Genomic DNA, 25,497 nt, shown 5'->3' with positions numbered 1-25,497 from the left:
CGTATCCTGACCCCATGAAGCGAACGAGGCACAGCCGGTGGGTGGCGGGGGACGTGGCGTCCTGGATGCTGGGCGTGACGCTCGGCCTGATTCTGGGAGTTGCGCTCCTGATCATCGCGCCCCGCTTGGGCAAGGCGCAGGGGGAGGCGGCCCCCAGCGCCGAGGGCACCATCGCCGCGCCCGCCGCAGCGGGGGAATCGGCCGGAACATCGGGAGGCCAGGCCACCCAGGGAACGCAGTCGGGCACGGCGGGCCAGAGCGGCGCGGCCCAGGGGAATGAGGGCGCTGCCGCTCAGGGTGCCCAGACGCCGGGCGAGGGTCCCAACGGACAGGTGGGCACCCCCACTCAGGGCACCCGCGAGACCATGACGGGCGACGGCCAGACGGGCAGCGACCTCGTCTCCGAGGACGCCACGAATCCCCCCTCGGGCGCGGCGGGCGGAACCACCAGCGGCGCCAGCAACGCCAACTCAGCCGCCGCCTCCGCCGGGGAGGGCGAGGCGGCGGGCGGCACGACGGGCGGTTCCCCGGCGGGCAACGCCAGCTCCGGCAGCACCGATCAGGGCACGGGCACGGCGGCAGGGGCCACCGACGAGCGCGGGGCGGCGGGCGGCGACGCGGGCGAGTCCTCGTCCGGCACCACCGAGAGCACCCAGCAGGGCGGCAGCACGGGTGAGACGACCCCGCAGAACAGCACCAGCGAGGGCACGACCGACGGCGGAACTCGCTAGGGCGACCGCGACCCGTGGACGGAGGGGTGGGCTCGGAACCGTCCGGCCAGAAGGATCAAGAGGAGTGCCGCCCGGTCGTCCAGGGCGGCATTCCTCTTTGGAAGACCCGCATGGGCACAAAAAAGCCGCCTCTTCGGGCGGTGATGGAGAAAAGATAGCGTGAGATGCAGGGGAAGTCAACTTATGCAGCCGAAAGCTGGATAAGCATTGGTTTTCCTCCGGCATCCGGGCTTTTGCCACCCACTCCCGTGTGTGCGGGGGGCTGCTCGGAGTGGGTGCCTCGGGGCACCAGAACGGATAGAGAGGACGTTGGAGCCAGCCACAGGTAGAGGACAATTCCTTCAAATCCATTCGTCCGGTTCTCCCCTCGGGTGCCTGCCCGAGTCAAGAACGTCACCTTTCCTCTGATAGGTCGGAGTTATACTTCTTCACCTATGGCCCGGCCAGCCTGAACAGGGCGGCGGGCAGCGGCGAACCTCCTCCTGACGCCGGAGGGGTTCGGCACCGAAAGGAGCGTCGAACATGCATAAAGTGGCGATTGTGGGCCGACCCAATGTCGGCAAGTCCAGTCTGTTCAACCGTCTGGTGGGGCGGCGTGAGGCCGTGGTGGCCGACTTCCCGGGCGTGACGCGGGATGCCAAGGAAGGGCTGATGCTCTACCACAACCACCGCATCACGCTGGTGGACACGGGCGGGCTCTGGAGCGGCGACGAGTGGGAACAGGCCATCCGCGAGAAGGCCGAGTGGGCGATGGAGGGCGCGCAGGCCGTGATCTTCGTCCTCGACCCGCGCGAGGGGCTGTCCGCCGCCGACTACGAGGTGGCCGAGTGGCTGCGGAAACTCGGCAAGCCGGTGATCGTGGCCGCGAACAAGATCGACAGCCCCAAGCACGACGTGTATATGGCCGAACTGTGGGGCCTGGGCTTCGGCGACCCGGTGGCGATCAGCGCCGAACACGCCCGCGGCCTGGATGACCTGATGGAGCGGGTGATGGCGCACCTCCCCGCCGACGACGAGGACGTGCCGGAGATCGCGCCCATCCGCATCTCGCTCATCGGGCGCCCGAACGTGGGCAAGTCGAGCCTGCTGAACGCGATCACCCAGAGCGAGCGGGCCATCGTGGCCGACCAACCAGGAACGACCCGCGACAGCCTCGACGTGGAGTGGAACTACGGCGGGCAACGCTTCGTGCTGGTGGACACGGCGGGCATCCGGCGCAAGCCGGACACGGCCATCGAGGAATACTCGATCCAGCGCAGCGAGGCGGCCATCGAGCGCAGCGACCTGATCTGGCTGGTGGTGAACGCGACCGAGATCGGCGACCACGAACTCAAGCTCGCCAACCTCGCCTACGCCAGCGGCAAACCCGTGGTCGTGGTCGTGAACAAGTGGGACCTCGTGCCCGACGAGGAACTCAAGCGCACGGAAAAGGAGCTGAACCAGAAGCTTCACCACATCTCCTACGCGCCGCGCGTGTATACATCGGCGATCAACGACTACGGCATCCACGACATGCTCGCCGAGGCGATGAAGCTCCACGAGAAGTGGCAGAGCCGCATCCCGACCGCCGAACTCAACCGCTGGCTGGAAATCTGGCAGATGCGCCAGGCCGTGCCCAACTTCGGCGGCAAGAAGCTCAAGATGTACTTCATGACGCAGGTGGAGACGGCCCCGCCCACCTTTGCCATCTTCTGCAACCGCGCCGACTTCGTGACCCGGGCGTACGAGGGCTTCCTCCAGAACCGGATTCGGGAGGATTTGCAACTCGCCGGGGTGCCGGTGCGCCTGAAGTGGAAGGAGAAGGGCCCGTACAAGAGGGGCAAGAAGGGCGAGGCGGCGGAGGCATAGGCTGGCCCGTCAGCGGAGGCCGTCCACACTCCTGGGCGGCCTTCGTCCATTTACCGGCGGTGCCGACGCGACGAGCAAGAGGGCACCCACACCGCCCACGCAGGCGAACAATGACCCCACCACCCCGGGCGGCGCGGCGGGTGACGAGGCCAGCATCCGGAGTATTCCCAGCGCGAGGAGAGTGACGCAGCCGAACTTCAGACCTGCCGAGACCTCCCGCGCGGCGGCCCGGTTGCGCTCGGGCGAGCCCAGGTCGGGCAGGTTGAGGGCGCCCGTCCTCTCGGTATACGAGAGCAGGACATAGAGGAACAGCATGACCAGCGGCAGGATCAACAGCCGTTCCTTCCCCCCCTCGGTGGGCGGGGAGGCCAGATTCGTCCGCAGGGGCAGCCGTTCGGGGATGGCCGTCCAGAGGTACGCCAGCCAGAGCAGCGTGCCCAGGAGGACGGCGAGCGCCGCCCCATTCAGCACCCGGCGCGAGGGGGAGGCCGAACCTCCTTCCCCGGTCACTCCGGCCTCTCCTCCCGCAGCGCTGCCCAGTCCTCCCAGGCGAGGGCGGGCAGCAGCGCGAAGCTGCCGATGAACAGGGCGGCGAGGGCAGCGGGGAGGCGCACCCGCGTCCGGCCCTTCAACACGAGGTACAGGGCGCCCAGGGTACTCAGCACGCCGATGTCCATGAACATCACCCGGGCAAAGGCGCTGCGCCGCAATGTCTCCCACACGCCGAGGTCGCCGGGCCGCCCGCGCCCCAGCACGGCGGTCAGCACGAGCAGGGCGAAGAGCACGGCGTAGAGGCGCAGGCGGTCGGGACCGGGGGCGCGGTACTTCTCGAGGGCCTGGGGAGGAGTCATGCCCCAGCGTACCCGCCCGGGAGAGGCTTCGGGCCTTCCCCTTCCTGCGCAGGCCCGTTTGCCCCGTTACAGTCGTTCCCCACAGGGTCAGGCCACACTGATTCATGTCCCCCCGACTTCGCCGCGCCGCGCTGGTCCTCGGCACCGCCCTGCTGGCCGTCTCCGTCGGCGCACAGAACAACGTGCCCCTGGTTCGCTTCGTCCCCTTCGTGAGCGGGCTGGAAGGGGTCACGACCCTAACTCACGCGGGCGACGGCTCGGGGAGGCTGTACGCCACCCTGCAAGGCGGCCAGGTGCGCGTGATTCAGAACGGGAGGGTCCGGGCCGCGCCCTTCCTCGACGTGAGCAACCGGACGAGCGCGGGCGGGGAGCGCGGCCTGCTGGGCCTCGCCTTCGACCCGAACTACAAGACGAATCGCCGCCTGTACGTCCATTACACGGACCGGGGTGGGGACACGGTCCTCGCGCGGTACACCGCCACCCCCGACTTTGCGCGGGCCGATCCTGCCAGCGCGAAAACGCTCTTCACGGCCCAGCAGCCCTTTGCCAACCACAACGGCGGGCAGCTCGCCTTCGGCCCCGACGGCTTCCTGTACCTGGGGCTGGGGGACGGCGGGTCGGGGGGCGATCCGCAGGGCAACGGGCAGAAGCTGGGCACGCCGCTGGGGAAAATCCTGCGCTTCGACGTGCGGGGGGACGCCGCCAAGCCCGCCCCCGGCAATCCCTTCCTGAACCGGCAGGGCGCCAACCCCAACATCTGGGCGTACGGCCTGCGCAACCCCTGGCGTTTCTCCTTCGACCGGGCGACGGGCGACCTCATCATCGCCGATGTGGGCCAGAACTCGTTCGAGGAGGTCAACCGCCAGCCCCGCGCGAGCAAGGGTGGCGAGAACTACGGCTGGCGCATCCGGGAGGCCCGGACCTGCTACGACGCGGATATCTGCCGGACCCAGGGCCTTACCGACCCCGTGCTGCAATATGGCCGCGACGAGGGCCAGAGCATCACGGGCGGGTACGTGTACCGCGGGGGCGCCATCCCCGCCCTGAAGGGCCAGTACGTCTTCGCCGACTTCGGCAGCGGCAACGTCTGGGCCTCGCGCATGGGTGGGCAGACCTGGAGCAAGGCCAGGATCGGCAACGTGCAGAACCCCTCGACCTTCGGGGAGGACGAGGCCGGGGAACTGTACGTGGCCGAGTACGGAACGGGCCGGATTCTGAGGCTCAGCCGCTGACGCTCAGCAGGCGGTAGTTCGCCTGCCGCCGCCCCAGGTTCACCGTGAACGTCTCCCCCGCCCGGCGCCCCAGCAGTTCCCGCCCCACCGGGCTCTCGGTGCTGACGCGCGGCAGCTCGCCCGCCACGGCGGAAGCCTCCAGCGGATTCACGAGTTGCAGGCGCAGCTCGCGGCCCGTATCCACGTCGAGCAGCGTGACCACCGCGCCCAGGGCGGCCCGGTCATCCCCGTTCCCGGCCCGCTCGATGATGGTAGCCCGCGCGAGGCTGTCCTCGATCTCGGCGATGCGCCCCTGAATCGCCATCACCTCGCGCTGGGCGGCCTCCAGCCCCAGGTTCTCGTTCTCGTTGGCGTGCATCTGCTCCTGCACCACACGCCGGGCCTCGTCCAGCCGCTCGTACTCGTGCGCCAGGGTCCGCTGGAGGCGTTCAAAACCGTTCTGGGTCAGTTCGATCTTCTGGGTCACCGGGGCCTCGTTTCAGGTGCGCGCATTGTGCCATAGGCCGGCGGCGGGAACGGACGAGGTTGGGAAACCTGTCCAGCCCTGCGCCGAGTTTCCCAAGCCCCGTCCACCCGCCCTTCATCCATCCCCGCCCGGTCAGCCGTGAGACTTCCGGCCATGAAACACGCGCGTCCCGCCCTGATCCTGACGGGAGCCCTGCTCGTCGCCGCCCCGACCCAGCCCGCCCAGGCCACCGCGTTCGAGAAGGCGAAGTTCGTCTTTCACCTCGGTGCCGCCTACTACGCCTTCAACACCTGGGTCTGGAAGCCGTACCGCCAGTACAAGTTCCAGGCGGGCGCCCCCGGTCAGCGCTCCGCCATCGTCAAGGCGGGCCTGGCGCTGGCCTTCGCCGCCTATCAGGTCAACTCGGCCATCAAGATGACCCGCAACACGCAAGACCCCTTCCTGCAACGCATCGGCTCGCTGCTGCCGGGCTACCAGAAGTCGCTGACGCAGGTGGGTAACGACCTGAAGACGGGCCGCTTCAACGAGCAGGGGATTCAGAATCTCAACACCCAGACGACCTACCTGCTGAACACCGCCGAGGGGCAGGGGCAGACGATCCGGCCGGTGGCGGTGCCAATTCCAGGGCTGTGAGGGGGTTGGAAAGTTAAAAGAGGTCAGCCACTCTTTGGGAATGCTGCTTTCTCACGCACCATCGTCCTCGTCCAACTCTGGATCATCAAAGTCTGCCAGGTACTCCTGGACCACGCGCTCGAAGAACAGCGGTGCGGGTAAGTTTGTCCAATCGGCGTGGTGGCCGTACCCGCTGCGTAAGCTCTCCACGAACTCCGCCACCCGGTTCGCGTCGTCCCCCGGCTGTTGCAGCAGCACGCTAATCTCCACCGGGTTCGGCGTCGCTCGGTGTTTCATGAACGGCGGCGCGTCTTTGTCCGCCACGTATACGGTCCGGCCGTCGTGCTTCTCCTTCACACCTTTAAACACCGGAGACGAGCGGTAGCACGATACGCCCCGCTTTCCCTGAAAGGTCAGCTTGCTTCCGAACGAGAAGTACGTCGGAACTCGCGTGCCGCCAATTCGCAAGAGTTGCGCTGCGAGCCAGGTCGGCGCGTGTACCACCTGTGTCTCACCAGTCTCGATGTTCACGTACCGCACAGTCTTATCCACTACCACCTGTGGCGCGTTCTCCCGCCGCACCCGCACCAAGCGCAGGCCCGCGCGCAGCCATGGCAGTTGCATATTGCGCTTAGCCAACTCCCGGAACTGAACGTCACCCACATCAAGGCGGTTGTCCGCCAGCCACGGCCACAACCTTACGGCGTGCGTGCTGTCCACAATAACCAGTGGTCGCGTCCCGGCCCGCACTTCCGCCTCCACCAAGCCGTGAACGAACGTCTGGTATTGCGCCTGGCGCGTGCCGTTCTTGCGGTCCGCGTTGAGGTTCATGGGGCTCTTCGCCGCTACGTCCAGCAGCGTATCCCGCAGGGGCTTCCACTGTGTCACAGCGAGGTCCTTCCTCTTGTCCTCGTAGGCGAAGGCCGCCTCGACCCGGCCATCGCGAACGTGCATACGAAACGCCAGCGCGACGAATGAGGCGTCGTTCTCGAACTTCTTCCTGTTGCGTTGGATGGCCGTAAAGCCCAAGACGACCTGTGGCGCGGTGTCCACTGGAAACAGGCGCTCGGCATCCACCAACATGGGGAACAGACGCTCGGCGTTCCCGCCGACATCATCCACCCGTCCGTGATGGCCCCACACAAGATGCATCCACGCGTTGTGAAGCCGCATGCGAAAGTCCTTTACAGGGTCCTTCGTACTCTTGTCGGGGGGCAGTAGATATTGCACGGGCACCCGGCCAAGCGTGGCAAGCGCGTGCCGCCCCATGCGCTTGTTCACCCTGTCCTCGTCGCGTCGCCCGTACTCCTGCGGTGCCAACACGAGCACACCGACCACACCGCTCCGCGCGTTGAGTTCACTGACGTTTGCGGTGAAGTGCGCCCACGCCTCTTGCCGCTTTCGCGCCCGGGCCCGGGCGCCGAGGTCCGGACCCGGCAGTTCTTCGCGCAGGCCGTGCACGCCCTCGGGCAGCGGCACCGCCTCCACCTGCACCGCGTCGCCCAGCACGCGCCGCAACGTATCCCGCGCCAGCTCGGCGTCCTGCTGGCAACTCACGTGATGGGCGATCAGCAACACGCTCCCCCGGGCGTGGTACCTCGGCAACGCGTCACGTGTCTGCGCGAGCCAGGCCTCCATCCGCGCCTCATTGACCGCTTCGTCATCTATGTCGACAAAGGCGGAGGAAGCCGACGCGGCGTTTTTCGTCCTCACCGGAGTCACGTCGTCCCACTGGACGAAGCCGAGCCTTTCGAGGTGGGACCGAATTCGGGTGAACGCGTCCACCTTGTCACGCTCCGGCACCCCCGCGTCCACCTTGTGCCGCCCGTAACCCGCCCGGAGGTTGACCAATACCTCGGCGTGCTCATTGCGAATCTTCATCGCCACGCGTCCGTCGGTAGTGGGCCCGAAGTCGTACTTGCGGGCCAGTTCCTTGAACTCCCCGTTCACGGTGTATTCCCCCTGCCCCGCGCTGATTGTGAACGGGTGGGCGGTCGTCTCCCCCACCCCAAAGACGAAGCCCGTGACGTTGCCCCTCTTCGGGTATTCGTTGAGGTCTGCCACCCAACGCCGCTTGCTGAGGTCCACCTCCACCAACGGGCGGGAGAGGGTGGGGAGCGTCAGCACCCGCACCCGCACCACGAGGCTGAACGGCTCGCGCACATCCCGCCGTACCGGCTCGCTCACCAGTTCAGCCTCGCCTCGCAGGTGTGCCTGTACAACCCGGCGTGTCGCCCCGAGGCCCTCGAACAATTCCTCTCCTTCCAACGCACGCGCGACCGCATCTGCCAACGCCGAGTACGACGTGGACGTGCCAGGGCTAGCGGTGCCGTTCGGGAAAGCGCTCCAGTCGAACACCTGGCCCTGTTCCGCACGTACCCGGAGCAGCCGCCGCTCCCGGTACAGGTCGCGCAGGTCGTCGAGCGCCGCGAGCGCGCCCGGAAGCTCCGCGCAATCCTCCCCGAGCGTGCCGTTCACCCAGCGTGCCAGAGCGGTCATCGCTCCCTTGAACACGTCCGCCTGGTCGTCCGCATCCGCCCAGCCGAGTACCCCCCGACCATCCTCGCGGGTCCCGGCGCGCTCGTCCACACGCAGCAGCCTGGGTACGTGGATTTCGAGCAATGTTCGCAGCGAACGGGTAGGCAGGTACGCGGGTTTCAGGTGCGCCGCAAGCCGGGCGAGTACGTCACGCGCCTCATCTGTCCACTCCACGCAGGTGGGCGGGCGTTCGGCAGGGCGGGCCTCCTGCGGCATGAGGAACGCCAGGGGGCGCAGCTCCTCGTCCCCGGGCAACTTCACAAAACGGTCGGTCTCAATCACGGTCATTAGATCTCCTCCAGGTCGAGATCGGCGGGGGGCACGAACATGTCTACGTCCAATTCAGGGACGGCGACTGGGGGCGGCTTGCGGTTGGAACGTCTCACCCGTGGTGTGGCGGGATCGGGAAAGCGCACCCCCTCCGTGTGTTCAAGTGGTTGCAAGAACGCCGCGTACAGCTCGCGGTAGACAGAAGCACGCAGCGGGTCGGGGTCGTGTACCACCTTGCGAAGCACGTCGCGCATGCCCACCAGGACGCTGGAGGTAGGTGTCTCCGGCTGCTCCTGGGCACTTTTGCGCGCCCAGGCCGCGTCCACAAAAAACACCCACACCGGACTCCCGCCGCGCATGCCGCGCCCGATAGTCTGCAACACCGGCACCGCAAGGTTGGCACTGAACGCCTCGAACAGGTCCTCGCCCAGCAGTGATGCCTGCAACGGCGAGCCGATCAATTCGACCGACCGGGCGAACGTGCGGCGCCGCGCGTCCATCCACGCCTCCTGGGCCGCCTCCAGGCTCGCGGGCGGCGGGGCCGCGTCCGCCTCCTGGGTCGCGCGGGCCACCACGCTCAGCAGGAAAGACAGGTCGTCGCTCGCAGGGTGCGGACGCGTCAGGAAGTACAGGCAGCCGATGGCGGCCTTGCGGGCATGCGGGCCGCTGGAGAACACGACGTTCACGCCGCGGCCCAGCGCCAGCATGGGGAAGACCAGCAGTTCCACGTCTTCGTCATCACCGAGCGCCTCCACCTGAGCGGACGTAACGTAAGGACCTGCGCGGGGTGTGCGAATGACACCGCGCACCCGTCTGTGAGCCTCAGGGTGCCGGGCGCGCAGATGCTCCACGATCAATTCCACCTGCTCGTAGCTGTTCACCACGAACGCCGCCTTGCGGCGCACATCGTGCTCCGCCTCTAGCGCTGCAAGCGCCTTTCCGACCTCGCTCTCCTCCCACGGCCCCCCGACCAGACCGTCCACCATGCGCCGCAGATGTTCCCGTGCGGACCGCCCCGCGCCGCTGAAGGCCAGGGGGAGACCGGTACGCGGGTCCCGGACAGGAGCGAACGCGTAACGTGTGAGGTCGGCGCGCACGTCTGGTGTCTCGGGCGACAGCACATACCGGGGCGTGACGTTCACATGGTACGTCGTGCTGGGCTCGAGGAACGATGTGGCGCTGGTCAACAGCACGGCCGGACCAGGAACTTCCGGTCCGTTCAACTCGTGCAGGTGATAGAGCAACAGCCGAGGCGTGCTGTTCATCAGCAGGTAGTCGATGCTGGTTGTGCCGTTCGGCTCCATGCGGAAGCGAACTCCGGATAGCAGGCCCATCACGTTCACCGGCACATGTTTTTGCAGTTCGGCGCTGTCACTCCTGGACAGCACCTGCTCGTCCACCAGCCCGTCCAGAACGAGCCGCTGCGCGTGTACCGCCACCCGTTGGAACGCCACGATCATGCACGACACAGTGAGGAGCAGCCGGAGGTCGTCGTGCGCTGGGCGACTGTCGAGGCCTGCTACCCGCACGGTGACGCGCTCCACCGCAGTGCGCGCGGTTTCTCGGCGCGACAGCGTATCCGCCCTGAGGTACTCACGCAGCATCTTGTTCAGCCTCTGCCACGCTTCGCGCGCCTCGATCACACCCAACCCGAGGTCCTTGGCGTAACGCCGAGCATTTCGCCACTCGCGTGAGGGAGTAACCGCACCGAACGCGTCGTACAGCGCAGTCTGCCAGAAGTCCCACACGGCGGTCTGCCGCTCCTGCGGGGCGTCTTGCATCAGGCCCTTCAGGATGCGGTTGCTGGTAAGGAGCTGCCCCGCGTAGCGGTCGCGGGTCTCCTGGTCAAGTCTCTGAATAGTGGTGACGAGACGTTTGGTGTGCCACGAGAACTGGTCGAAGTACTCGTCGTAAGCCTCGACCCGTGGGTCGGCGAGCATGAAGTTGTCCTCGCGCGCGAGCTTGATCTGCAAGCCCTGCACGCCGCTGAAGTGCAAGCTATCCTCCGACCCGGTGAGCTTGAGGGTGACGGCACCGTGGTCGTCCAGCGATTGCTGCGCCGCGTCGCACTCGTCCACGATCACCACGTCGAAGGTGCGCGAGACCAGCTCGAAGTACCGCAACCGCGTCTTCGAGGCGTGCGTGGGCAGGGCCGTGTCGAGGCTGGCGACGTGCCCCAACCACACCGTCGCGCGCGTGAGATAGCGCGCGGCCTTGTTGCGGCCACAGGCGGACCACGCGGGGCAGAGGCAGCGAACCTCCTGCGCTTTGCTCCCAGGTTCACCCGGTTCTTGAGGCGCACGCTGGTAAACCTGCTCACACGGCGCTTCCCCCAGAGGCCACGCGTCGCTGCCGCCTGCGCTGAAGGCCGGGAGCAGACAGTTGGCCCCAAACAGGGAGGCGCCGAACACGTCCCGCCCAAAGCCGCCCTGAGGATCACCGCTCGCAATAAGTTCGCTAAGACGGGCGGCGTGCCGGGCCCGCGTCCGTCCACCCTGGCCGACCAGCATGCCGACGCTCGCGCCATAACGGTCGAGCTTTTCCAGGTAGGTCCGCGACACCTCCACACTCGTGAAGAACACCGCTGTCTTCACGTCATGCCTGGAGAGCCACACGCACAACAGCGTGATCAGCGTTGTCTTACCCGCGCCTGGCAAGCCTACTAGGTGCCTCAACCCCGCCAGAACCAACTCTCCCTCGGGTTCGAGGTGGTTATCCCGCGCAGCCCGCAGACGGGCATTAGCGAGGCGTCCCACCCAGTTCTCCGGCCTCACCCCAAGGGACGTGTCTAGCGCGTCGAGTTCCGCTGCGAGCACCTCCAGGTCCACCCAGGGAACGCGTATCTCCCCTTGGGGCCTACGCGCGATGTCGTGCCGTGGCAACGCGGGGAGACGCGCCGAGGCGAGATTCACCGGGGCGGAGATGGTAGCTGTCCCCGCCAAGCTGTCGGAACGACGAGCGGTCACCTCCACCCGGAACTCGCGGCGCATGTTTGCCAGGGGGGTCTGGTTCTCGTGATGGTCAAAGCCAGCGTGTAGGGCCTCACGTGCCCGCGCCACATCGCCGTTGGGGGCGAAGTCAACCCCACCCACCGTCCGCGTGACCCGCCGGAAGAATACGCCGTCCTCGCTCTCCTCGATCTCGTAGGCGGGTTCCTTCCGGCGCATTGGATCGACCGCGTACGCATTGAACTCCCGCACCTCGTGCAGGAGCGCTGCGCGGGTACGCAGGCCATGCAGCACATGTCGGGCCTCACGCACCAACTTCGCGTGCGGCGCGACCTGAGGGCTGCTCAAGACGCTCGCCAGCCCCTGCATCAACAGCGGTAGGTCATCCAGGCGGTCGAGGCCCAGCTCCTCCATGAGTACACACCCCCACTGGAGCCGCTGCGCGCCAGGCCAGAAGTCCGGCACCCTACGCATGGGCGAGTTCTCGAATGTCACGTTTGACCTCACGGACCGTCATCACCCGCAGGCGTGCGCCCGGGCCACGTTTGAGGCCACGCTTCAAGGCTGACAAATACCCTGGCTGCGCCGCCCGCGCGTCCGGCACCGCTAGAACCGGGACCCTGTACTCCTTCAATCCACCGGGATCAGCGCTCATCTTCCGCGCCAGCGCGTGCGCATCGCGGTAATTCTTCACGTCCACGCCGGTATTCCCCCCGAGGGACACGTCGCACTTGTCCGAATGGGGGTACAACTCCGCGGGCACTCCAGCCTCGACGGCGGCGTCAAAAATACGCAACTCGTCGATGGCCGGGTTGACCCAATACCGCAGCACGGTATTGGCCGCGACGATGGCCCCCGTTCCTCCAAACGGCTCAGCCTGGGCCTGGAAGTCCTCGCCCTCACGGCAGGCTTGCAAGGGGCACCGGCCGCCAGGGAAGCGGTCGCGGTCGGGATGCGGCCGCGTGAGGGTCCCGCAGTGTACGCAACGGTGCGGTTGTCCGCGCAGGGTCCACGCCTCGGGGACCGGGATGAACAAGTGACCGAGCACCAGGTCCGTGACCGCGTCGTCCACTCCCTCGCCGTCGAAGTGCCCGCGTAGGCCCGCGCGGGTCGTCAGGCTGTGGCGTGCCAGGAACTCCCGCACCACCCGGTATGTCCTGTCCCGCTGCCGCCCAGTATTCTTGAGCGCGTCCTGCAAACGTGCGTACAATTGCCGTTCGATCACGTCGTCGTGACTGCGTCCCCCCTCCACCATGAGGGCTCCGCACTCCTCCGTCGGCACCAACAAATCTGGATCGACCAACTGCAAGTTGGCGTAGGTGAAGTTCCCCTTGAACGCGTCGAGGTCCCACTCCCGCAGCGGAACGGTGCAGGCGTGAAGCACGTCGTGTACGCTCGCGAATCGGTCTTCTCGACCTTCTTCGAGCGCGAGGCGCCCGAGGAGGCTCATCGCGTCTTGCATCGACTTGGGAACGGTGTGATCTTGGAGGACGACGCCGTGGTCGAGCGCCACCCGGTATTGAGCGGACACTGCCAGCGCGAGTGTACGCACTGTGGTGATGGCCAAGGTGGAAGAGGAAGGGGCAGGCATTATGGCTGAACTCCTTGGGTAGTGTAACGACAGAAGACGTCACGCCCTCAATGTGAAGGGCGTAACGAAAGTATTGTATGGGTTCATTCGGCAGGCGTGGGGCAAATATGCGCGAGAAGGGGCGACCTAGGAAGATCGCCCCTCTATAGACTCTGAGGAAGTTGTAGCTCCTCAATTATTCACCCACACTTCGAGTACCCGCACGCCTGGCACTTCAGACACCCTTCCTCCCTAATCACGGCCTTTTCCTCACACACGGGGCAGCTTTCGCGGCTCATGCCGTCCATGCTCTCGACGCTGACTCCGCTTGCGGCGGCGGGGGCAACCGGGGGCAGGTCCACGCTGGCCCCGGCGAGGGGCGGGAGCGCGGCGGCCTCCGTATCCTTGGCGAAGGTCTCCAGGGCGACGGCGATCAGGTCGGCCTTGGAGCCCACCAGGCGGCCGTTATAGCTGCCGTACAACCCGCCGTTGATGCCGCGCAGCGTCTTGATGAGGGCCTGGGCGGGAACACCGTGCTGGAGGGCGATGCTGACCACGCGGCCCAACGCCTCCGAGTCCGCGTTCGCCTCGTCGCCCGCGCGCCCGCTGATCACCATGACCTCGATGGGCTTGCCGTTCAGGTGGTTGACGGTGACGAGGAAGGAGCGGCGGTGCCCGCTCGTCGGGTCGGTGAGCTTGACCATGTCGGTGATGCCGCTCAGGCGGGCGGGGCGCTCGTACACGGGGGTCGTGGGCTGGGCGGGACGTGCGGGGGCGGTGGGAACTGGGGTGGGCTGCGGCTCGACCTTCGGCGCCTCGGGGGCGCTCTCCCCCATGACCTCGGCGGCGGCCTGAGCGGGCTCGGCCTCGGCCTTCTTCTCCTTCTTCTTGCTGGTGGAGAGGACCTGGAACTGGCGCGAGCCGTCGCGGTACACGGTGATGCCCTTGCAGCCGGTGCGGTAGGCCTCGCTGTAGGCGTCCTGCACGTCCCCCACGGTGGCCGAGTTGGGCAGGTTGATGGTGTTGTGCGAGATCATGCCGTTGACGACGTAAGCGTGGCTGCCCTCGACCTCGATGTCGTACATCTCGACCATCCCGGCATCCTCGACCGCCGTGACCCGGTATGCCAGCACGCCCGTGTCCCAGCCGATCTGCTCGGCGCTGGTGTTCTTGCAGGTCAGGGCGCCCCGCCCACGAACCGACTTGAAGTTGGTGTATCCGACATGGCTGGTCGGCAAGCGGGTAGCGGCGATGGTGGCGGCGGGAACGTGAACCCGGTACCAGGACTGGGTGGGCACGACCTTCTTCCGCGACTCGACCGGCTTCAGGATTTCCTGCATCTCGTTACTGACCGAGACCAGATGGCAGGTGTTGCCGCTGGCCTCCACCCATTTGCGGCCCTGGTAGACCTTGGGCAGTCCGAAGCTGCGCGCCATCTCCGCCGCGTGGTAGGCGAGCTGTTCGGACATCCCCGCGTAGAGACACAGGCCGCCCTCCCAGACGTACCCGCCGAGCGTCAGCCCCTCCAGAAAGGCCTGCTTTTCCTCGGCGCTGCCCCGCAAGAGCTGCTTCGGCGCGTGCTTGTGGTAGGCCCCCTTCCCGATCAGGGCCTCCACATACCGTGCCAGGTTGCGGGAGGTCAGACTCAGGCAAACCACGCCGTTCCGCTGGTCAACCGTGCGGCGGGGCGTGAGGCCAAAGACCTCCTGGCACAGGCGCGTAAACTCTGTCTCCACCTCCGCGTCCTTGCAGGTCAGGCCCACGTTGCCCGTGCTTTCCGTGGTGTGACCGTCGGCGGCGAGCATCCCCAGGAACCGGGCGAGGGCGGGCGTCATGGCCTTGGGCGTCTGGACGGGGAGCGCGTTGGTCCGGTACTCGTCCGTCCACTCGATGGGGAGACCACCCGCGCCGTGCGAGGCGAGGAACTTGCCCAGCACCGTGTCGCCCGCCCGGAGTTCGGACATCAGGCGCCAGCCTTCCGGGGTCAGGACCCGGTGACTCGCCGTCGCGCCGACCAGGGTGGCGCCGCTGTCGAGGGTGATGCGGGTGGCGGGCTTCACTCCCGCGCGGTAGTGCTGGGTAATGCGGTGCCCGTCCACCGTCAACGTGCCGTCGAGCGGAGTGAAGGTATCGTCCTCCAGGGTTCGGGCGAAGTCCTCGATGGCGACGAGCCCGGCGGAGGTGGGAATCAGCGTTCCAGCGGCGATGCACTTGCTCAGGCTGTTCGCCGCGTGCTGCCCGCCGTCGTCGAAGGCCCGCTGCACGGTGCCCTGCATCCGCACGTGGTCCTCCGGCTTGATGTCGTGGGCACACACGAACACCTGTTGCAGCGCCTCGGGGATGAAGGCGAGACCCACCACCGAGCCGTGGTTCTCGGACACCGCCTCGGTCACCTTGTCCCAGTCCCAGCCGCCGTCCTTCTCCAGCCCGGCGGGCGCGGGGTACTGGTTGAGCAGCTCGACGAACAGCGGGGCGAGGAGTGCGCGGTACTCCGAGCCGATCTTGCGCCAGATAAAGGGGCTGAAGATGGGCTCGATGCCGCTGGAGACGCCCATCAGCATGCTAGTCGTCCCTGTAGGTGCAACAGTTAGGACAGCGACGTTGCGGCGCGGGCCGTGCGGAATCTTCTTCGCGTTGCGCTCGTAGACCGGGTAGACGCCGCGCTCCTGGCCCAGCCGCTCGCTCTCGGCGACGGCCTCTTCCCGCAGGGCGCTCATGATCTCGTAGATCGCCTGACGGCCCGCCTCCGAGTCGTAGCGGAGCCCCATCTTGATGAGGGCGTCGGCAAGGCCCATCACGCCCAGGCCCAATCGGCGCAGGTCCTGCGAGGCGACCCGGTTGTCCTCCAGCGCGAAGACGTTCACGTCGAGCACGTCGTCGAGAAAGCGCACGCAGGTGCGAACGTCGGCCCGGAAGGAGGCGTAGTCGAAGGTGCTGCCCTTCACGTAGGCGGCGAGATTGATGGCGCCGAGGTCACAGGGCTCGCCAACGGTGAGTGGGATCTCTCCGCATTGTCGGGTATTTACGTAGCTAAAGCGAGGTTTTTCGCCTTTGGCAGATACGGCGTGATGCCCGATGTAGTAGTTGTGGAACTCATCCACTGTGCCGTTGTACACGTCCTCCCGCCCCACGTATTCCACCGCCATGACGCGGTGGTTTGCCACGCTGGCGCGCTCGGTCAGAGCGGCGTAAGTCGGCAAGCCGCCCGGATGGAGGCGCACGGGCACTCCTGCCTCACGGCAATGCGCCTCCCACTCCGTCTTGAGCGGACGGCGGCCCAGACGGAACTTCAGGTCGTTGAAGGCCCGCACCTGGCGCTCGCTGGTGTTCTCGCTGACGCGCCCCATCGCGGCCCGCGCCCCTTCCCGTCCGGCGGCGGAGGCACGCTTCAGGCCGCAGGGACGGCAGTAGCTCACCTCACGGCGATTCCAGGGTTGCTCGTAATGGGTTCCGCAGTCCTCACAGGCGCGCGTAACGATGGGATAGAAGTTGCCCTCATGGCGCACAGCCACATAGCCGGAGGCAAGTGCGGATTGGTAGAGGTCGAAGTTGTGGACAGCCTGACGAGACTGCCCCACGCCGCGCGGCAGCACCGGGAGACCCAGATCGTTAGCCACCCGCTCGGAGAGGGCATTCACGCTCCCAAGTTCTGTCTCGCGGTGCTCCGAGAAGCTTTGAGGGAGGCCGCGTTCCTTGGCGTAGGTCTGCCATTCGCGGTTCGTGAACCCTCGGCCCAGGGCCCGGGCGAGTTCACGCGCGGCCTCCTCCAGCTCGGCATGGGTCAACCCCGAGTAACGGCCATTGCGCTCACCGGAAGTGGCGGCACTGAGGCGGGCACGGTGAGCGTCCTTGTCAGCATCCGTGAGTTGGCCCCACCACCGCTCGCGCATGGGGTTGTCGTCACCCAGCATGTCGGCTCGGTGCAGGTCATCGTGCGCCTCCACCGTCATGACTTCCAGGTTGCTGGGACGGTTGTTCTGCGCGTCGTAGTCGCGGTGATGCACGACCTCGCCCGTCTTGAGGGCGCGGCCAAGGGCGAAGGCGGCGATGAGGCGGTGCTCGCCCTTCGGCTGACCCTGACCGCTGGTAAGCCACACGTAGTCCTGGCTCCGGGTCTTCGTCATATGCGGCAACACTTCGTCGAACTTGGCATGAAACCGCGTCAGCGACGCCACCGAATCCCCCGGCTGGAGCGCCAGCGCCTCCCGGGCGGTGCCGTCCGTCAGGTTAAACCGGTGGTTTCCCGTCACCCGCACCTTCAGGCCGTCGTCGAAGGTCACCTCGTAGATCGGCTGGTCATAGCCCGTCACGCGCGGGTTACGCATCCACCGGACGGTCACGTTGCCCCGGTCATCCTGCGTGTACACGGGCACATCCACACCCGCCTCGGTCAGCTCACGGAAGCTCACCGCGCCGCGACCGTCCGCCACCGCGACGAGCGTATCCCCCGTCACGCACGGGTTCGTGCTCCTGATCTCGTACCGCTTCCCCAGGTTCTTCAGCGCGGAATACTCGTTCACCCGGTCCACGAAGATGAGCCCCGGCTCGCCCGTCGCCCAGGCGTGCTGCGCGATCTGGTCCCACAGCCACTTCGCGGGGATGCCGGGCCGCTTGTCGGCGGGGTTGTAGCGGCCCTGGGGCGCCGTCTTGTACAGCGGCACGCCGCGCGCCCCGTCCTCGGCCCGGTCGGGAAGGGTGGGCAGGCGGCCGTCGTACAGCCCGCTCTGGGGTTCGAGGTAATACTTGCCGGGCACGTCCTGCACGTCCACGTGCCACAGCCCGTCGCGCTCCAGCGTCTGCCAGAACTTCTCGGTCACCAGGATGGAGATGTTGAAGGTGGAGATGTCGCCCTCGGCGGCCTCGCGGTCGAGGTCCTTGGCCGTCAGGAAGTCGAGGACATCGGGGTGCTCGATGGAGATGGTCGCCATCCCAGCGCCGCGGCGGGTGTTGTGCGTCACGACACCGCCCGCGAGGTAGGTGTTATTCCCGTCCACGCAGATGTCCAGCGTGAGGATGCGGCCGCCCGGGACGATTTCGCGTACCGGGACGTAATACTCACCGAACTCGAAGTCGGGAATCAGCTCTGCGACCTGGACGTTTTCCTTCAGGGAAGCGTAGGCGGTGGCCGTTAGGTTCCGCTCACCGCGGACGTAGCGGCTGAGGGTCTTGCGCGCCTCGGTAAAGGGGCTGGGCGCTCCCTTGCGCCCGGCGGGCAGGGCGTCCAACGCTCCGCCGAGCAGGGCGGCGGCATGCGGCAGCGGCCAGGAGGACTCGCGCCGTGTGTCTGGCGTCACTCCGCGCAGCACCTCGAAGCGCGATCCCTCCAGCATCCCGACCCGCTCCAGGTAACGTTCTAGACCGAGCGCGGTCATGACGCGCACGCGGTAGTGTTCCTGCTTGGAGTAGCGTCCGGGTAGCGGGTTGTAACGCATCAGCTTGGCGGGGATACCCAGACCACCCAGCATGACCAGCACGTCCTGCGCGAGTTGCTCGCTGGCCGTAGTCAGCATGGGGTAGCCAGCGGTGACCGTGCCGTCCGCCTCAAAGAGGCCGCGCAGGAAGGCCGCCACCACGTTCCTTGCCGCCTGCCGAACCGCGCGGGGCAGTTCCAGGTCCCGGGCCTTGCCCTTCAGCAGCCCGTTCTGGCTGAGCCACGCGACCAGGGCGCTGCTCTTGGTGACGTACACCAGGCTGGCGTCGTCCGGTTTCTGCTCGGTGCCGACCTCCAGGCCGAACAGCTCGCGGAAGAGGCGCGGCGCGGCCTCGATCATGGGCGAACCGTGCGCCACGGCAAAGCCCACCCGGCCGTCACTCACGAAGCCGTCGCCCCACAGGTAGCCCAGCCAGAAGGCGAGGTCCTCGGTCAGTGTCTCGGGCATGGTGATGGGCTTGGCGTTGAAATGCACGTCGCCCTCACCCAGCGGCGCGAGCGTGACACTGCCACCCGTGTGCTCGTCCAGCACCTGGATCGCCCAGTCGCCCGCCCGCAGCTCGTCGAAACGCACCCACTCGCGCTCGCCGCTCTCGCGCAGCACCTTGAGCTTGTGATTGGGCGTGCCCTGGAGGGTCAGGCCGCTCTCCAACGTGACCTTCAGGGTGTCGGCCACACCGTTGTTGAAGGTCTGCGGGCTGTGCTTCCAGCCCTCGTCGGTCGCCACTTCGAGCGCGTGATCCTGCCAGCCGTAAGTGAACGGATCAGCGAGTTCACGCAGGCGAAGGGTGCCCCGGCTGGTCGTCACCAGGGTGTCGGGGTGCAGGCAGCCGCCCTGCCTCACCACCCTGAGGACGGGCGCGTACACGAACCGCAGCGTGTTGATCGGCCCGCTCGTCTCCCCTCCCCGGTTGGCCCACTCCAGGAAGTTGTCGAAAATCTCCATCAGGAAGGAGACGGGGCCGGAACTCGTGCCGCCCGAGCCCTGGATCGGCGCCCCCTCGGGCCGCATCTCCGAGAGGTCGATGCGCGGCTCGACGCCCACCTTGGCGCTCTCGGCGACCGCGCGGGCCGCGTCGATGATGCCGCCCATGTCGTCGGGAACGGGCTGCACGCCCTGGGGCAGCGCGCGGACAATCTGCACCCCGTTCTGGCGGGCGCTGGCGACGAGTTCGGGGGGAATCGCGTGGCCGTACACCACCCGGGTCCAGTTGCGCACGGCGACAGGCTGCTTCTCCCCGTCGGGCTGGGTGGGGGGCCGCATCAGGCCCTCGATGAAGTCCGTCACGTCGGGGTGGCCAGCGCTCATGTACGCCCAGCCGCGCACACCTGCGTCGGGGCGGCTGCTCACCGCGCGGGGCGTGTACACGTCGAGGTTCACGCCGTTGCCGCCGCCCACCTTGGTGACCAGCGCGAGCTTCTTGGCGACCTCCATGACGCCGTCGAAGCTCTCGGGGGCGTGCTCGGTCGCGCCCTGCACGAAGCAGTTCCCTGTCAACAGGCCGCCCTGGATCACGAAGGTCCGGGTCTGGGGCTCCTCACAGCAGAAGACTTCCTCGCGGCGGCCCGTCGGCTCCACACTCAGCACGCGGAGGCGGGCGTTGCGGGGCAGCGCCCGCCCCCCCAGGGAACGCCCGAAGCGCTCGCGCTGGTCCTCACGCAGAAAATCCTCGGGGAGGAGGGTCTGCTTGATCAACCGCAGCGCGTAGCCGGGCTTGCCGCCATATCCCGCGTCCGCCTGACGGAAGAGCTTGACGCTCGCCGCCTTCACCCCGAAACGCACGAGCTGCCGCGCGAGGCGGGCGAGTTCGTCCGCGTCCGACTGGTAGATCGCCGCTGAGCCGCGGTCGTCCACCCCCCCATCGGTAGCGAGCAGGCCGCAGAAGAAGCCGTACCAGTAGGCGTCGCTGCTCAACTCGTCGGGGAGGGCCTTCAGCTCGCCGCGCATGCCCTGCGCGACCGTGACCTCGCGGCCCGCGTAGACGGCGTCATGCACCCGGAACTCGCCAAAGTGCTGGGCGAGGGGGCGCTTGGCCCCGAAGAGCTGGACGTGATAGGTGTGGCCGTTCGTGTTCTTCGAGCCGTCGCCGTAGGTGACCCCGTGCCGCACCCCGGCCTCGAAGTCCTCATCCCGCGCCGGGCGCCTTCCGGTGGGCAGCACGGGCACGAACTGGCCGACCAGGTCCAGCGTCGTCACCTTGCGGTACTGCCCCGACTTGCCTCTCTTGCCGACGGGCCACTCGTGCCCGGCGGTCGCCTCGACCGTCTCGCCGTTCTCGAACAGCACCCGGTACAGGTCCTGGGTCCCGTAAGAACGGAAGCGAGCCGTCCGGTACAGCCCCCCTTGCGACAGCACCTCAACCTCACCGGACAGGTCAGCGATGCGCGCCTGGCCCTGCCGGGTCTCGACCAGCGTGTCGCCCTGAAGGCAGTTCAACACGTTCCCGTGCTGCGTCCCCGCGCCCGCCAGCACCCGCCCACCGGGGCAGAACTTCTTCTCCGCCATCAGGTCGTAGTACCGCTGCGCCCACCCGAGCCGCGCCTCCGGGGCCTCGGCGCCCGCCACCCAGTCGGCGATGCGGCGGAACATCCCGCCCAGGTCGCCGTCCCCCGCCTGGAGGTACTGCCGCTTGGCGATGTGGTGGGCGTTCTCGTCGAAGTTGCTCAGGATGCGGTCGGGCGTGGTCGTCATGGGGAGACTCCTTGGAAAACAGGACAGCAGAAGGCCTCACCTCCTGCGAGGAGGAGGTGGAGGGGACGGACAGGGACCCGGGCAGGGGGCCGCTCTTAGATGCCCGACTGTAGCACTCGCACGGTCCGGGTACAACCGCTTGTACCTCTTCCCGGTTTGGTGTACAAGATACGGCCCCAGGCGGGGCGGCCTGAGGCGGCGGGAAGCTCGGCAACCCTAGTTCAACTTGACGAGAAAGCGCCCGCACGAGGGGCACTTGACGGGGGGCAGCTTGCCCTGGGCGGCTTTTTGCTGCACGTTGACGGGGAGCATCACGTTGCAGCCGGTGCAGCGGCCCCCGCGAATCTCGACCAGGCCCAGGCCCTTTTTCGCCCGGCGGATCAGGTCGTATTCCTTGACGGTGCGGGAGTCGATGCCCGCGACCAGCCGGGCGCGTTCCTGGCGTGCCCCCTCGCCCTGGTCGCGCAGGCCCTGGACCCGCGCCTCGTCCTCGGCCTCCAGGGCTTCAAGCTGGGGACGCAGGGCGCGGTGCTCGCCGCGCAGGTCGGAGGCGCGCGCTGTCAGTTCGCGCTGGCGCTCGCGGAGTGGCGCGAGGTCCTCTTCCATCTCCTCGGCGCGCTCGGTGAGCATCTGGATGCGGCTGCCGTACTGGGACTGGGCGCGGGCGTCGAAGGCGTTCTTGTCCTGCTCCTCCCTCGCGCGGGCGACCTGGTCGCGGGTGCCCGCGAGATCCTGCTCGAGCTGGCGAATCTGCCGCTCCACGCCCTCCAGGGTGATCTCGGTATCCTCCAGGTCGTTGTTCAGGCGTTCCTGCTGGGCGCGGGCGCTCCTCAGGGCCTCCGGGACGCTGTCCTCCTCGGCCCGCAGCCGGTCGAGATCCAGGTCAAGCTCCTGCACGCGTTGCAGGCTCTGAAGGGGTCCGGTGTCGCTCATCGGGGCCAGTGTACCCCCGCCGCACCCGCAGGGCGCCGGGCCCCCCTTAAGAAAACGCGGCCTTCAGGGGGTGGCCTCCCCGCTGGGGCGGGCCGCCGGGTGCCCGCTGCGCCGCGCCGGGCGAAACAGCCCCAGGTAGATCAGCGCCACGCTCCCCGCGTACATCAGCAGGGTCCAGGCGAACAGCACGTTGAAGGCCAGGCCGAAGGGCAACATGCCCCGGATCACGCCCGAGAGCAGGCTGCTGACTGCCCAGCCCGCGTCCCAGGCGATGGTGTTGACGGCGGAGTACATCGGGCGGTCCTCGTCAGGGAGGGCCGTCATCGCGTAGGCGCTGTAGACGGGCCCCGCCGCGTTCATGAGCGCCCCCCGGGTGAAGAGCGCCACCGTGACCATCCACAACTCGGGCGCGAAGCCCAGCACGGCGAGGAAGGGGAGGCTGGCCGCCTGCACGGTGAGCACGGCGGTGAGTTGCCCGAAGCGCCGCACCAGGAGGGGTTGCAGCAGCGCAGTCGTCGCGGTGGCGAGGCTCGTCCAGGCGAAGAGGGTGCCCAGGCTCGCGTAGTCCACGCGGAACTTGCCCTCGATGAACACGTTCAGGAAGGGGATGGTGGCCCCCGCCCCCAGCCCCACGAGGACGTTGGGGGCGACCAGCCGGATCATCGTGAGTTTGTCGCGGATGGCGAGGGACCGGCCCTCGGGACGGGGTTTGCCGCTCGGCCTCAGGAACAGCACCGGGAGCAGCCCCGCGAGCTGAAAGGCCGCCGAGACGAGCAGCGCCACCCGCAGGGCGCCCAGGCTGTCGGGAGCCACGCCCGTCGCCGCCCCGTACAACTCCGGCACCCGCCCGCCCAGCAGGTTGCCCAGAAAGCCCGCCCCGGTCATCAGGGCGCTCTGCACGCTAAAGAGGGTGACGCGGGTGTTCTCGTCGCTGTGGTTCGCCATGAAGGGCGAGCCGGAGACGGAGAGCAGCGCCGCCCCCGCCCCCTGCACGAGTGCCCCGGCGATGGCGAGAACAGGTCCCCCCGCCATCGCCAGCAGCACGGCCCCAAGCAAACTCAGCACGCTGCCCACCTTGATCGTGTGCGCGTTGGAGATGCGCCGGGCGAGCGCCACGGCGGGGAGGCTGAGGCACGCCAGGGTGAGCGCCGGGAGCGCGTTCACCAGCCCCTGCCACTCGGCCCCCAGCCCCAGCGCCCGCAGGTAGAAGTTCAGGAAGAGCGCCGCGAACGCCTGCGAGAGCCCGAAGGTGAAGGCCGAGGTGAGGTACAGCCAGACCTGCCGGGAGAAGCGCCAGGTCATGCTCGCCCCCGCCCCGCGGCCTGGCGAGTCCGGCGGGAAGAGGTCAGTAGGGAGTGGGGCGTGGGAAAGGCATGGCGGGGGCGGAAAGCCATCGCTGAAGCCTCCACTTCCCACTTCCCACGCGCCACGGACCCCCTCACGCCGCCACCCCGACCTTCGGGCAGAAGTCCCGCATGGGGCACTCGGGGCAGCGGGGCTTGCGGGCCAGGCACACCCGGCGGCCATGCAGGATCAGCCCGTGGTGCAGGAAAACCCAGCGGTCGCGCGGAAAGAGGTGCTGGAGGTCGCGCTCCACCCTGTCCGGGTTCGTCTGGGCGCTCAGCCCCAGGCGCCGGGCGAGGCGGCCCACATGGGTATCGACCGCGATGGCGGGGTAGCCGTAGGCGTTGCTGAGGACCACGTTCGCCGTCTTGCGACCCGCGCCGGGCAGGGCGACGACCGCCCCGAAATCGTTCGGCACCTCCCCGCCGTGCCGCTCCACGAGCAGGCGGGCCAGCGCGGCGAGGTTGCGCGCCTTGGCCCGGTACAGGCCGATGGACCGGATCAGGGGTTCGAGGTCTTCCGGGGTCGCCCCGCTCATCGCGTGCGCGTCCGGGTAGCGGGCAAAGAGGGCGGGCGTGGCGGCGTTCACGCTCACGTCTGTGGCCTGGGCGCTCAGGACGGTGGCGACAAGCAGCTCGAAGGGACTGTTGAACTTCAGCTCGGTGCGGGCGTCCGGGTACAGGGTCTCCAGCGCCGAGAGCACGAGCGGGGCGCGGGCCTGGGCCCCCTCGGGAAGGGGTGGGGGTGGGCGGGTCACGCGGGGCAGCCTACACCCGCCCCACGCCGCCCGTCTGCGGGAGAGGGACGCAACTTTCACCCCCGTCATCCCGTAGCGGGGACATGCGAGTCCTCTCCCTGATCTTCGGCATTCTCGCCGCGCTGGGGCTGCTGCTGGGCCTGCTGCCCTTCTTCGGCTGGCTGAACTGGATCTTCGTGCTGCCCCCCGCCGTGCTGGGCCTGGTGTTCGGCGCGCTCGCCCGCGACCGGGGCGCGGTGACCCTGAGTGCCATCGTGGCGGGGCTCGCCGCGCTGCGGCTGATGCTGGGGGGCGGGGTGCTGTAGGGCCCTCACCCTTGCACGCCCCGGGGGCCTTTGCTATAGTGCCCGGGCTTGCGCGGGGGCTTCAGCCTCACGCCGCATCCGGGTCCTTAGCTCAGTTGGTAGAGCGGCGGTCTCCAAAACCGTAGGTCGTGGGTTCAAGTCCTACAGGGCCCGCCACAAAAAACCCCCGCCCCGCGCGGGGGCATTGCTTTTCACAGAGGGCCGTGTTCGCCCTCTCGCAGCCCCCCGGGGAAGCCGCCGCCTCCAGCCGAGTGGGGGCCTGATGCGGGCAGCCCGGGCCATGCCCGGCGGCGGAAAGGGAATCGCCCTTACCGGTCCTGCGCTACTTTGGGGCCGTGCGTACCTTGGTTGGGCTTACCCTCGTTGGCACTCTCGCTCTCCCGGCGTGCAGCCCCACTCCGCCGCCCCCAGCGGCGTACGACGCCTCGGGGGCCTGGACCGCCGAATTTATCAAACCAGGCGGTGAGACGGGGGTGCTGGGGGCAAGCATCAGCATGACGAACAAGCCCCACGAGGGGGACTTCACCATGATCCTCGCGGGGGGAGACACAGCCTTCGACTTTATGTACGGCAACTCGATCACCGGGGAACTGCACTTCTACTATGAACCCCTCAACATCTACCGGGGGAAGTTTGAGAACGGCATCTACCTCGGGGCACTGAAAGACGATTCGGGAAAGCTCGTGTCCACGCTCCGGCTCACCCGCCCTTTTTAGAACGTCCGCCGCCTGCCGCAGAAGCCCCCGGTAAACCCCCGGGCGGCGATGTTGGGCGGTCCCGCGACTGGGGCGCCACAGCTCCTTGTGCTCAGGCCGTTGGCTTCCCCGCAGGTTCTTCTGCTCGTTCCCAAGCGGTTTGTCGAGCATGGCCCCCGGGGGAGGCAAGTGGGGGCGGGGCACCCCCGCACCCGGCCAGGGGACCCCTACGAACTTAGCCGACCCCTGACTCTCGGTGGAGGCTGACCCGCCC

16 protein-coding genes and 1 tRNA gene are annotated in these 25,497 nt (G+C 67.9%); 7 read left to right on the top strand and 10 right to left on the bottom strand.

Annotated features, from left to right (window positions below; all coding sequences use genetic code 11):
• The first annotated feature begins 14 nt into the window (after nt 1–14).
• Together DAERI_RS08265 and der are read left to right on the top strand one after the other, a co-directional pair.
• Nucleotides 15–731 (top strand): hypothetical protein, encoded by a 717-nt coding sequence (locus DAERI_RS08265; protein WP_133161991.1) that lies wholly within the window; start codon nt 15–17, stop codon nt 729–731.
• A 522-nt stretch (nt 732–1,253) separates the two neighbouring features.
• Nucleotides 1,254–2,579 carry a ribosome biogenesis GTPase Der gene (der, locus tag DAERI_RS08260; protein ID WP_103128968.1) on the top strand — a complete coding sequence of 442 codons (1,326 nt, stop codon included), beginning with the start codon at nt 1,254–1,256 and terminating at the stop codon, nt 2,577–2,579.
• A gap of 9 nt (nt 2,580–2,588) precedes the next feature.
• Here der and DAERI_RS08255 read toward each other — a convergent pair whose 3' ends face one another.
• Together DAERI_RS08255 and DAERI_RS08250 are read right to left on the bottom strand one after the other, a co-directional pair.
• Nucleotides 2,589–3,089 carry a hypothetical protein gene (locus DAERI_RS08255; protein ID WP_133161990.1) on the bottom strand — a complete coding sequence of 167 codons (501 nt, stop codon included), beginning with the start codon at nt 3,087–3,089 and terminating at the stop codon, nt 2,589–2,591.
• Nucleotides 3,086–3,430: a hypothetical protein gene (locus DAERI_RS08250; protein ID WP_103128966.1), complete on the bottom strand. Its 345-nt coding sequence runs from the start codon at nt 3,428–3,430 to the stop codon at nt 3,086–3,088. Before DAERI_RS08250 ends, DAERI_RS08255 begins: the two co-directional genes overlap by 4 nt.
• A gap of 104 nt (nt 3,431–3,534) precedes the next feature.
• On the opposite strand from DAERI_RS08250, the gene DAERI_RS08245 reads away from it, so the two are divergent.
• Nucleotides 3,535–4,662 (top strand): PQQ-dependent sugar dehydrogenase, encoded by a 1,128-nt coding sequence (locus tag DAERI_RS08245; RefSeq protein ID WP_103128965.1) that lies wholly within the window; start codon nt 3,535–3,537, stop codon nt 4,660–4,662.
• Here the strand turns inward: DAERI_RS08245 and DAERI_RS08240 are convergent.
• Nucleotides 4,652–5,128 carry a GreA/GreB family elongation factor gene (locus DAERI_RS08240; protein WP_103128964.1) on the bottom strand — a complete coding sequence of 159 codons (477 nt, stop codon included), beginning with the start codon at nt 5,126–5,128 and terminating at the stop codon, nt 4,652–4,654. The two genes, DAERI_RS08245 and DAERI_RS08240, sit on opposite strands and share 11 nt — an antisense overlap.
• A gap of 153 nt (nt 5,129–5,281) precedes the next feature.
• Between DAERI_RS08240 and DAERI_RS08235 the strand changes: the two genes are divergently transcribed.
• A complete protein-coding gene (locus DAERI_RS08235; RefSeq protein ID WP_103128963.1) occupies nt 5,282–5,761 on the top strand; it encodes a hypothetical protein in 480 nt (159 codons plus the stop codon).
• A 51-nt stretch (nt 5,762–5,812) separates the two neighbouring features.
• Here the strand turns inward: DAERI_RS08235 and DAERI_RS08230 are convergent, their stop codons facing one another.
• From DAERI_RS08230 to nth, 7 genes are all read right to left on the bottom strand, one after another.
• Nucleotides 5,813–8,566, bottom strand: a complete 2,754-nt coding sequence (locus DAERI_RS08230; protein ID WP_103128962.1) for an RNaseH domain-containing protein — start codon at nt 8,564–8,566, stop codon at nt 5,813–5,815.
• Nucleotides 8,566–11,970 (bottom strand): pPIWI_RE_Z domain-containing protein, encoded by a 3,405-nt coding sequence (locus DAERI_RS08225; protein WP_103128961.1) that lies wholly within the window; start codon nt 11,968–11,970, stop codon nt 8,566–8,568. Before DAERI_RS08225 ends, DAERI_RS08230 begins: the two co-directional genes overlap by 1 nt.
• Nucleotides 11,963–13,027 carry a restriction endonuclease-related protein gene (locus DAERI_RS08220; protein ID WP_133161989.1) on the bottom strand — a complete coding sequence of 355 codons (1,065 nt, stop codon included), beginning with the start codon at nt 13,025–13,027 and terminating at the stop codon, nt 11,963–11,965. Before DAERI_RS08220 ends, DAERI_RS08225 begins: the two co-directional genes overlap by 8 nt.
• 239 nt (nt 13,028–13,266) lie before the next feature.
• A complete protein-coding gene (locus DAERI_RS22760) occupies nt 13,267–21,189 on the bottom strand; it encodes a ribonucleotide reductase barrel domain-containing protein (protein ID WP_235610306.1) in 7,923 nt (2,640 codons plus the stop codon).
• 216 nt (nt 21,190–21,405) lie between these two features.
• Nucleotides 21,406–22,122 carry a zinc ribbon domain-containing protein gene (locus DAERI_RS08195; RefSeq protein ID WP_103128959.1) on the bottom strand — a complete coding sequence of 239 codons (717 nt, stop codon included), beginning with the start codon at nt 22,120–22,122 and terminating at the stop codon, nt 21,406–21,408.
• A gap of 63 nt (nt 22,123–22,185) precedes the next feature.
• Nucleotides 22,186–23,424 carry an MFS transporter gene (locus DAERI_RS08190; protein WP_103128958.1) on the bottom strand — a complete coding sequence of 413 codons (1,239 nt, stop codon included), beginning with the start codon at nt 23,422–23,424 and terminating at the stop codon, nt 22,186–22,188.
• A gap of 136 nt (nt 23,425–23,560) precedes the next feature.
• Nucleotides 23,561–24,223: an endonuclease III gene (nth, locus tag DAERI_RS08185; protein ID WP_103128957.1), complete on the bottom strand. Its 663-nt coding sequence runs from the start codon at nt 24,221–24,223 to the stop codon at nt 23,561–23,563.
• An 83-nt stretch (nt 24,224–24,306) separates the two neighbouring features.
• On the opposite strand from nth, the gene DAERI_RS08180 reads away from it, so the two are divergent.
• The 3 genes from DAERI_RS08180 (at nt 24,307) to DAERI_RS08170 (ending at nt 25,244) form a co-directional block, all read left to right on the top strand.
• Nucleotides 24,307–24,528: a hypothetical protein gene (locus tag DAERI_RS08180; RefSeq protein WP_103128956.1), complete on the top strand. Its 222-nt coding sequence runs from the start codon at nt 24,307–24,309 to the stop codon at nt 24,526–24,528.
• 80 nt (nt 24,529–24,608) lie between these two features.
• Nucleotides 24,609–24,684, top strand: a tRNA-Trp gene (locus DAERI_RS08175).
• A 338-nt stretch (nt 24,685–25,022) separates the two neighbouring features.
• Complete coding sequence (locus DAERI_RS08170) at nt 25,023–25,244, top strand: hypothetical protein (protein ID WP_133161988.1); 222 nt, start codon at nt 25,023–25,025, stop codon at nt 25,242–25,244.
• The last annotated feature ends 253 nt before the right edge of the window (nt 25,245–25,497 follow it).

Source organism: Deinococcus aerius (genome assembly GCF_002897375.1).
Classification (GTDB): domain Bacteria; phylum Deinococcota; class Deinococci; order Deinococcales; family Deinococcaceae; genus Deinococcus; species Deinococcus aerius.
This window is presented reverse-complemented; position numbering and strand designations above follow the sequence as displayed.

Coding starts and splice junctions, on each gene's coding strand:
- DAERI_RS08265 (WP_133161991.1), top strand. CDS start 15: ATGAAGCGAACGAGGCACAGCCGGTGGGTGGCGGGGGACGTGGCGTCC.
- der (WP_103128968.1), top strand. CDS start 1,254: ATGCATAAAGTGGCGATTGTGGGCCGACCCAATGTCGGCAAGTCCAGT.
- DAERI_RS08250 (WP_103128966.1), bottom strand. CDS start 3,430: ATGACTCCTCCCCAGGCCCTCGAGAAGTACCGCGCCCCCGGTCCCGAC.
- DAERI_RS08245 (WP_103128965.1), top strand. CDS start 3,535: ATGTCCCCCCGACTTCGCCGCGCCGCGCTGGTCCTCGGCACCGCCCTG.
- DAERI_RS08235 (WP_103128963.1), top strand. CDS start 5,282: ATGAAACACGCGCGTCCCGCCCTGATCCTGACGGGAGCCCTGCTCGTC.
- DAERI_RS08230 (WP_103128962.1), bottom strand. CDS start 8,566: ATGACCGTGATTGAGACCGACCGTTTTGTGAAGTTGCCCGGGGACGAG.
- DAERI_RS08225 (WP_103128961.1), bottom strand. CDS start 11,970: ATGCGTAGGGTGCCGGACTTCTGGCCTGGCGCGCAGCGGCTCCAGTGG.
- DAERI_RS22760 (WP_235610306.1), bottom strand. CDS start 21,189: ATGACGACCACGCCCGACCGCATCCTGAGCAACTTCGACGAGAACGCC.
- DAERI_RS08195 (WP_103128959.1), bottom strand. CDS start 22,122: ATGAGCGACACCGGACCCCTTCAGAGCCTGCAACGCGTGCAGGAGCTT.
- DAERI_RS08190 (WP_103128958.1), bottom strand. CDS start 23,424: ATGACCTGGCGCTTCTCCCGGCAGGTCTGGCTGTACCTCACCTCGGCC.
- DAERI_RS08180 (WP_103128956.1), top strand. CDS start 24,307: ATGCGAGTCCTCTCCCTGATCTTCGGCATTCTCGCCGCGCTGGGGCTG.
- DAERI_RS08170 (WP_133161988.1), top strand. CDS start 25,023: ATGACGAACAAGCCCCACGAGGGGGACTTCACCATGATCCTCGCGGGG.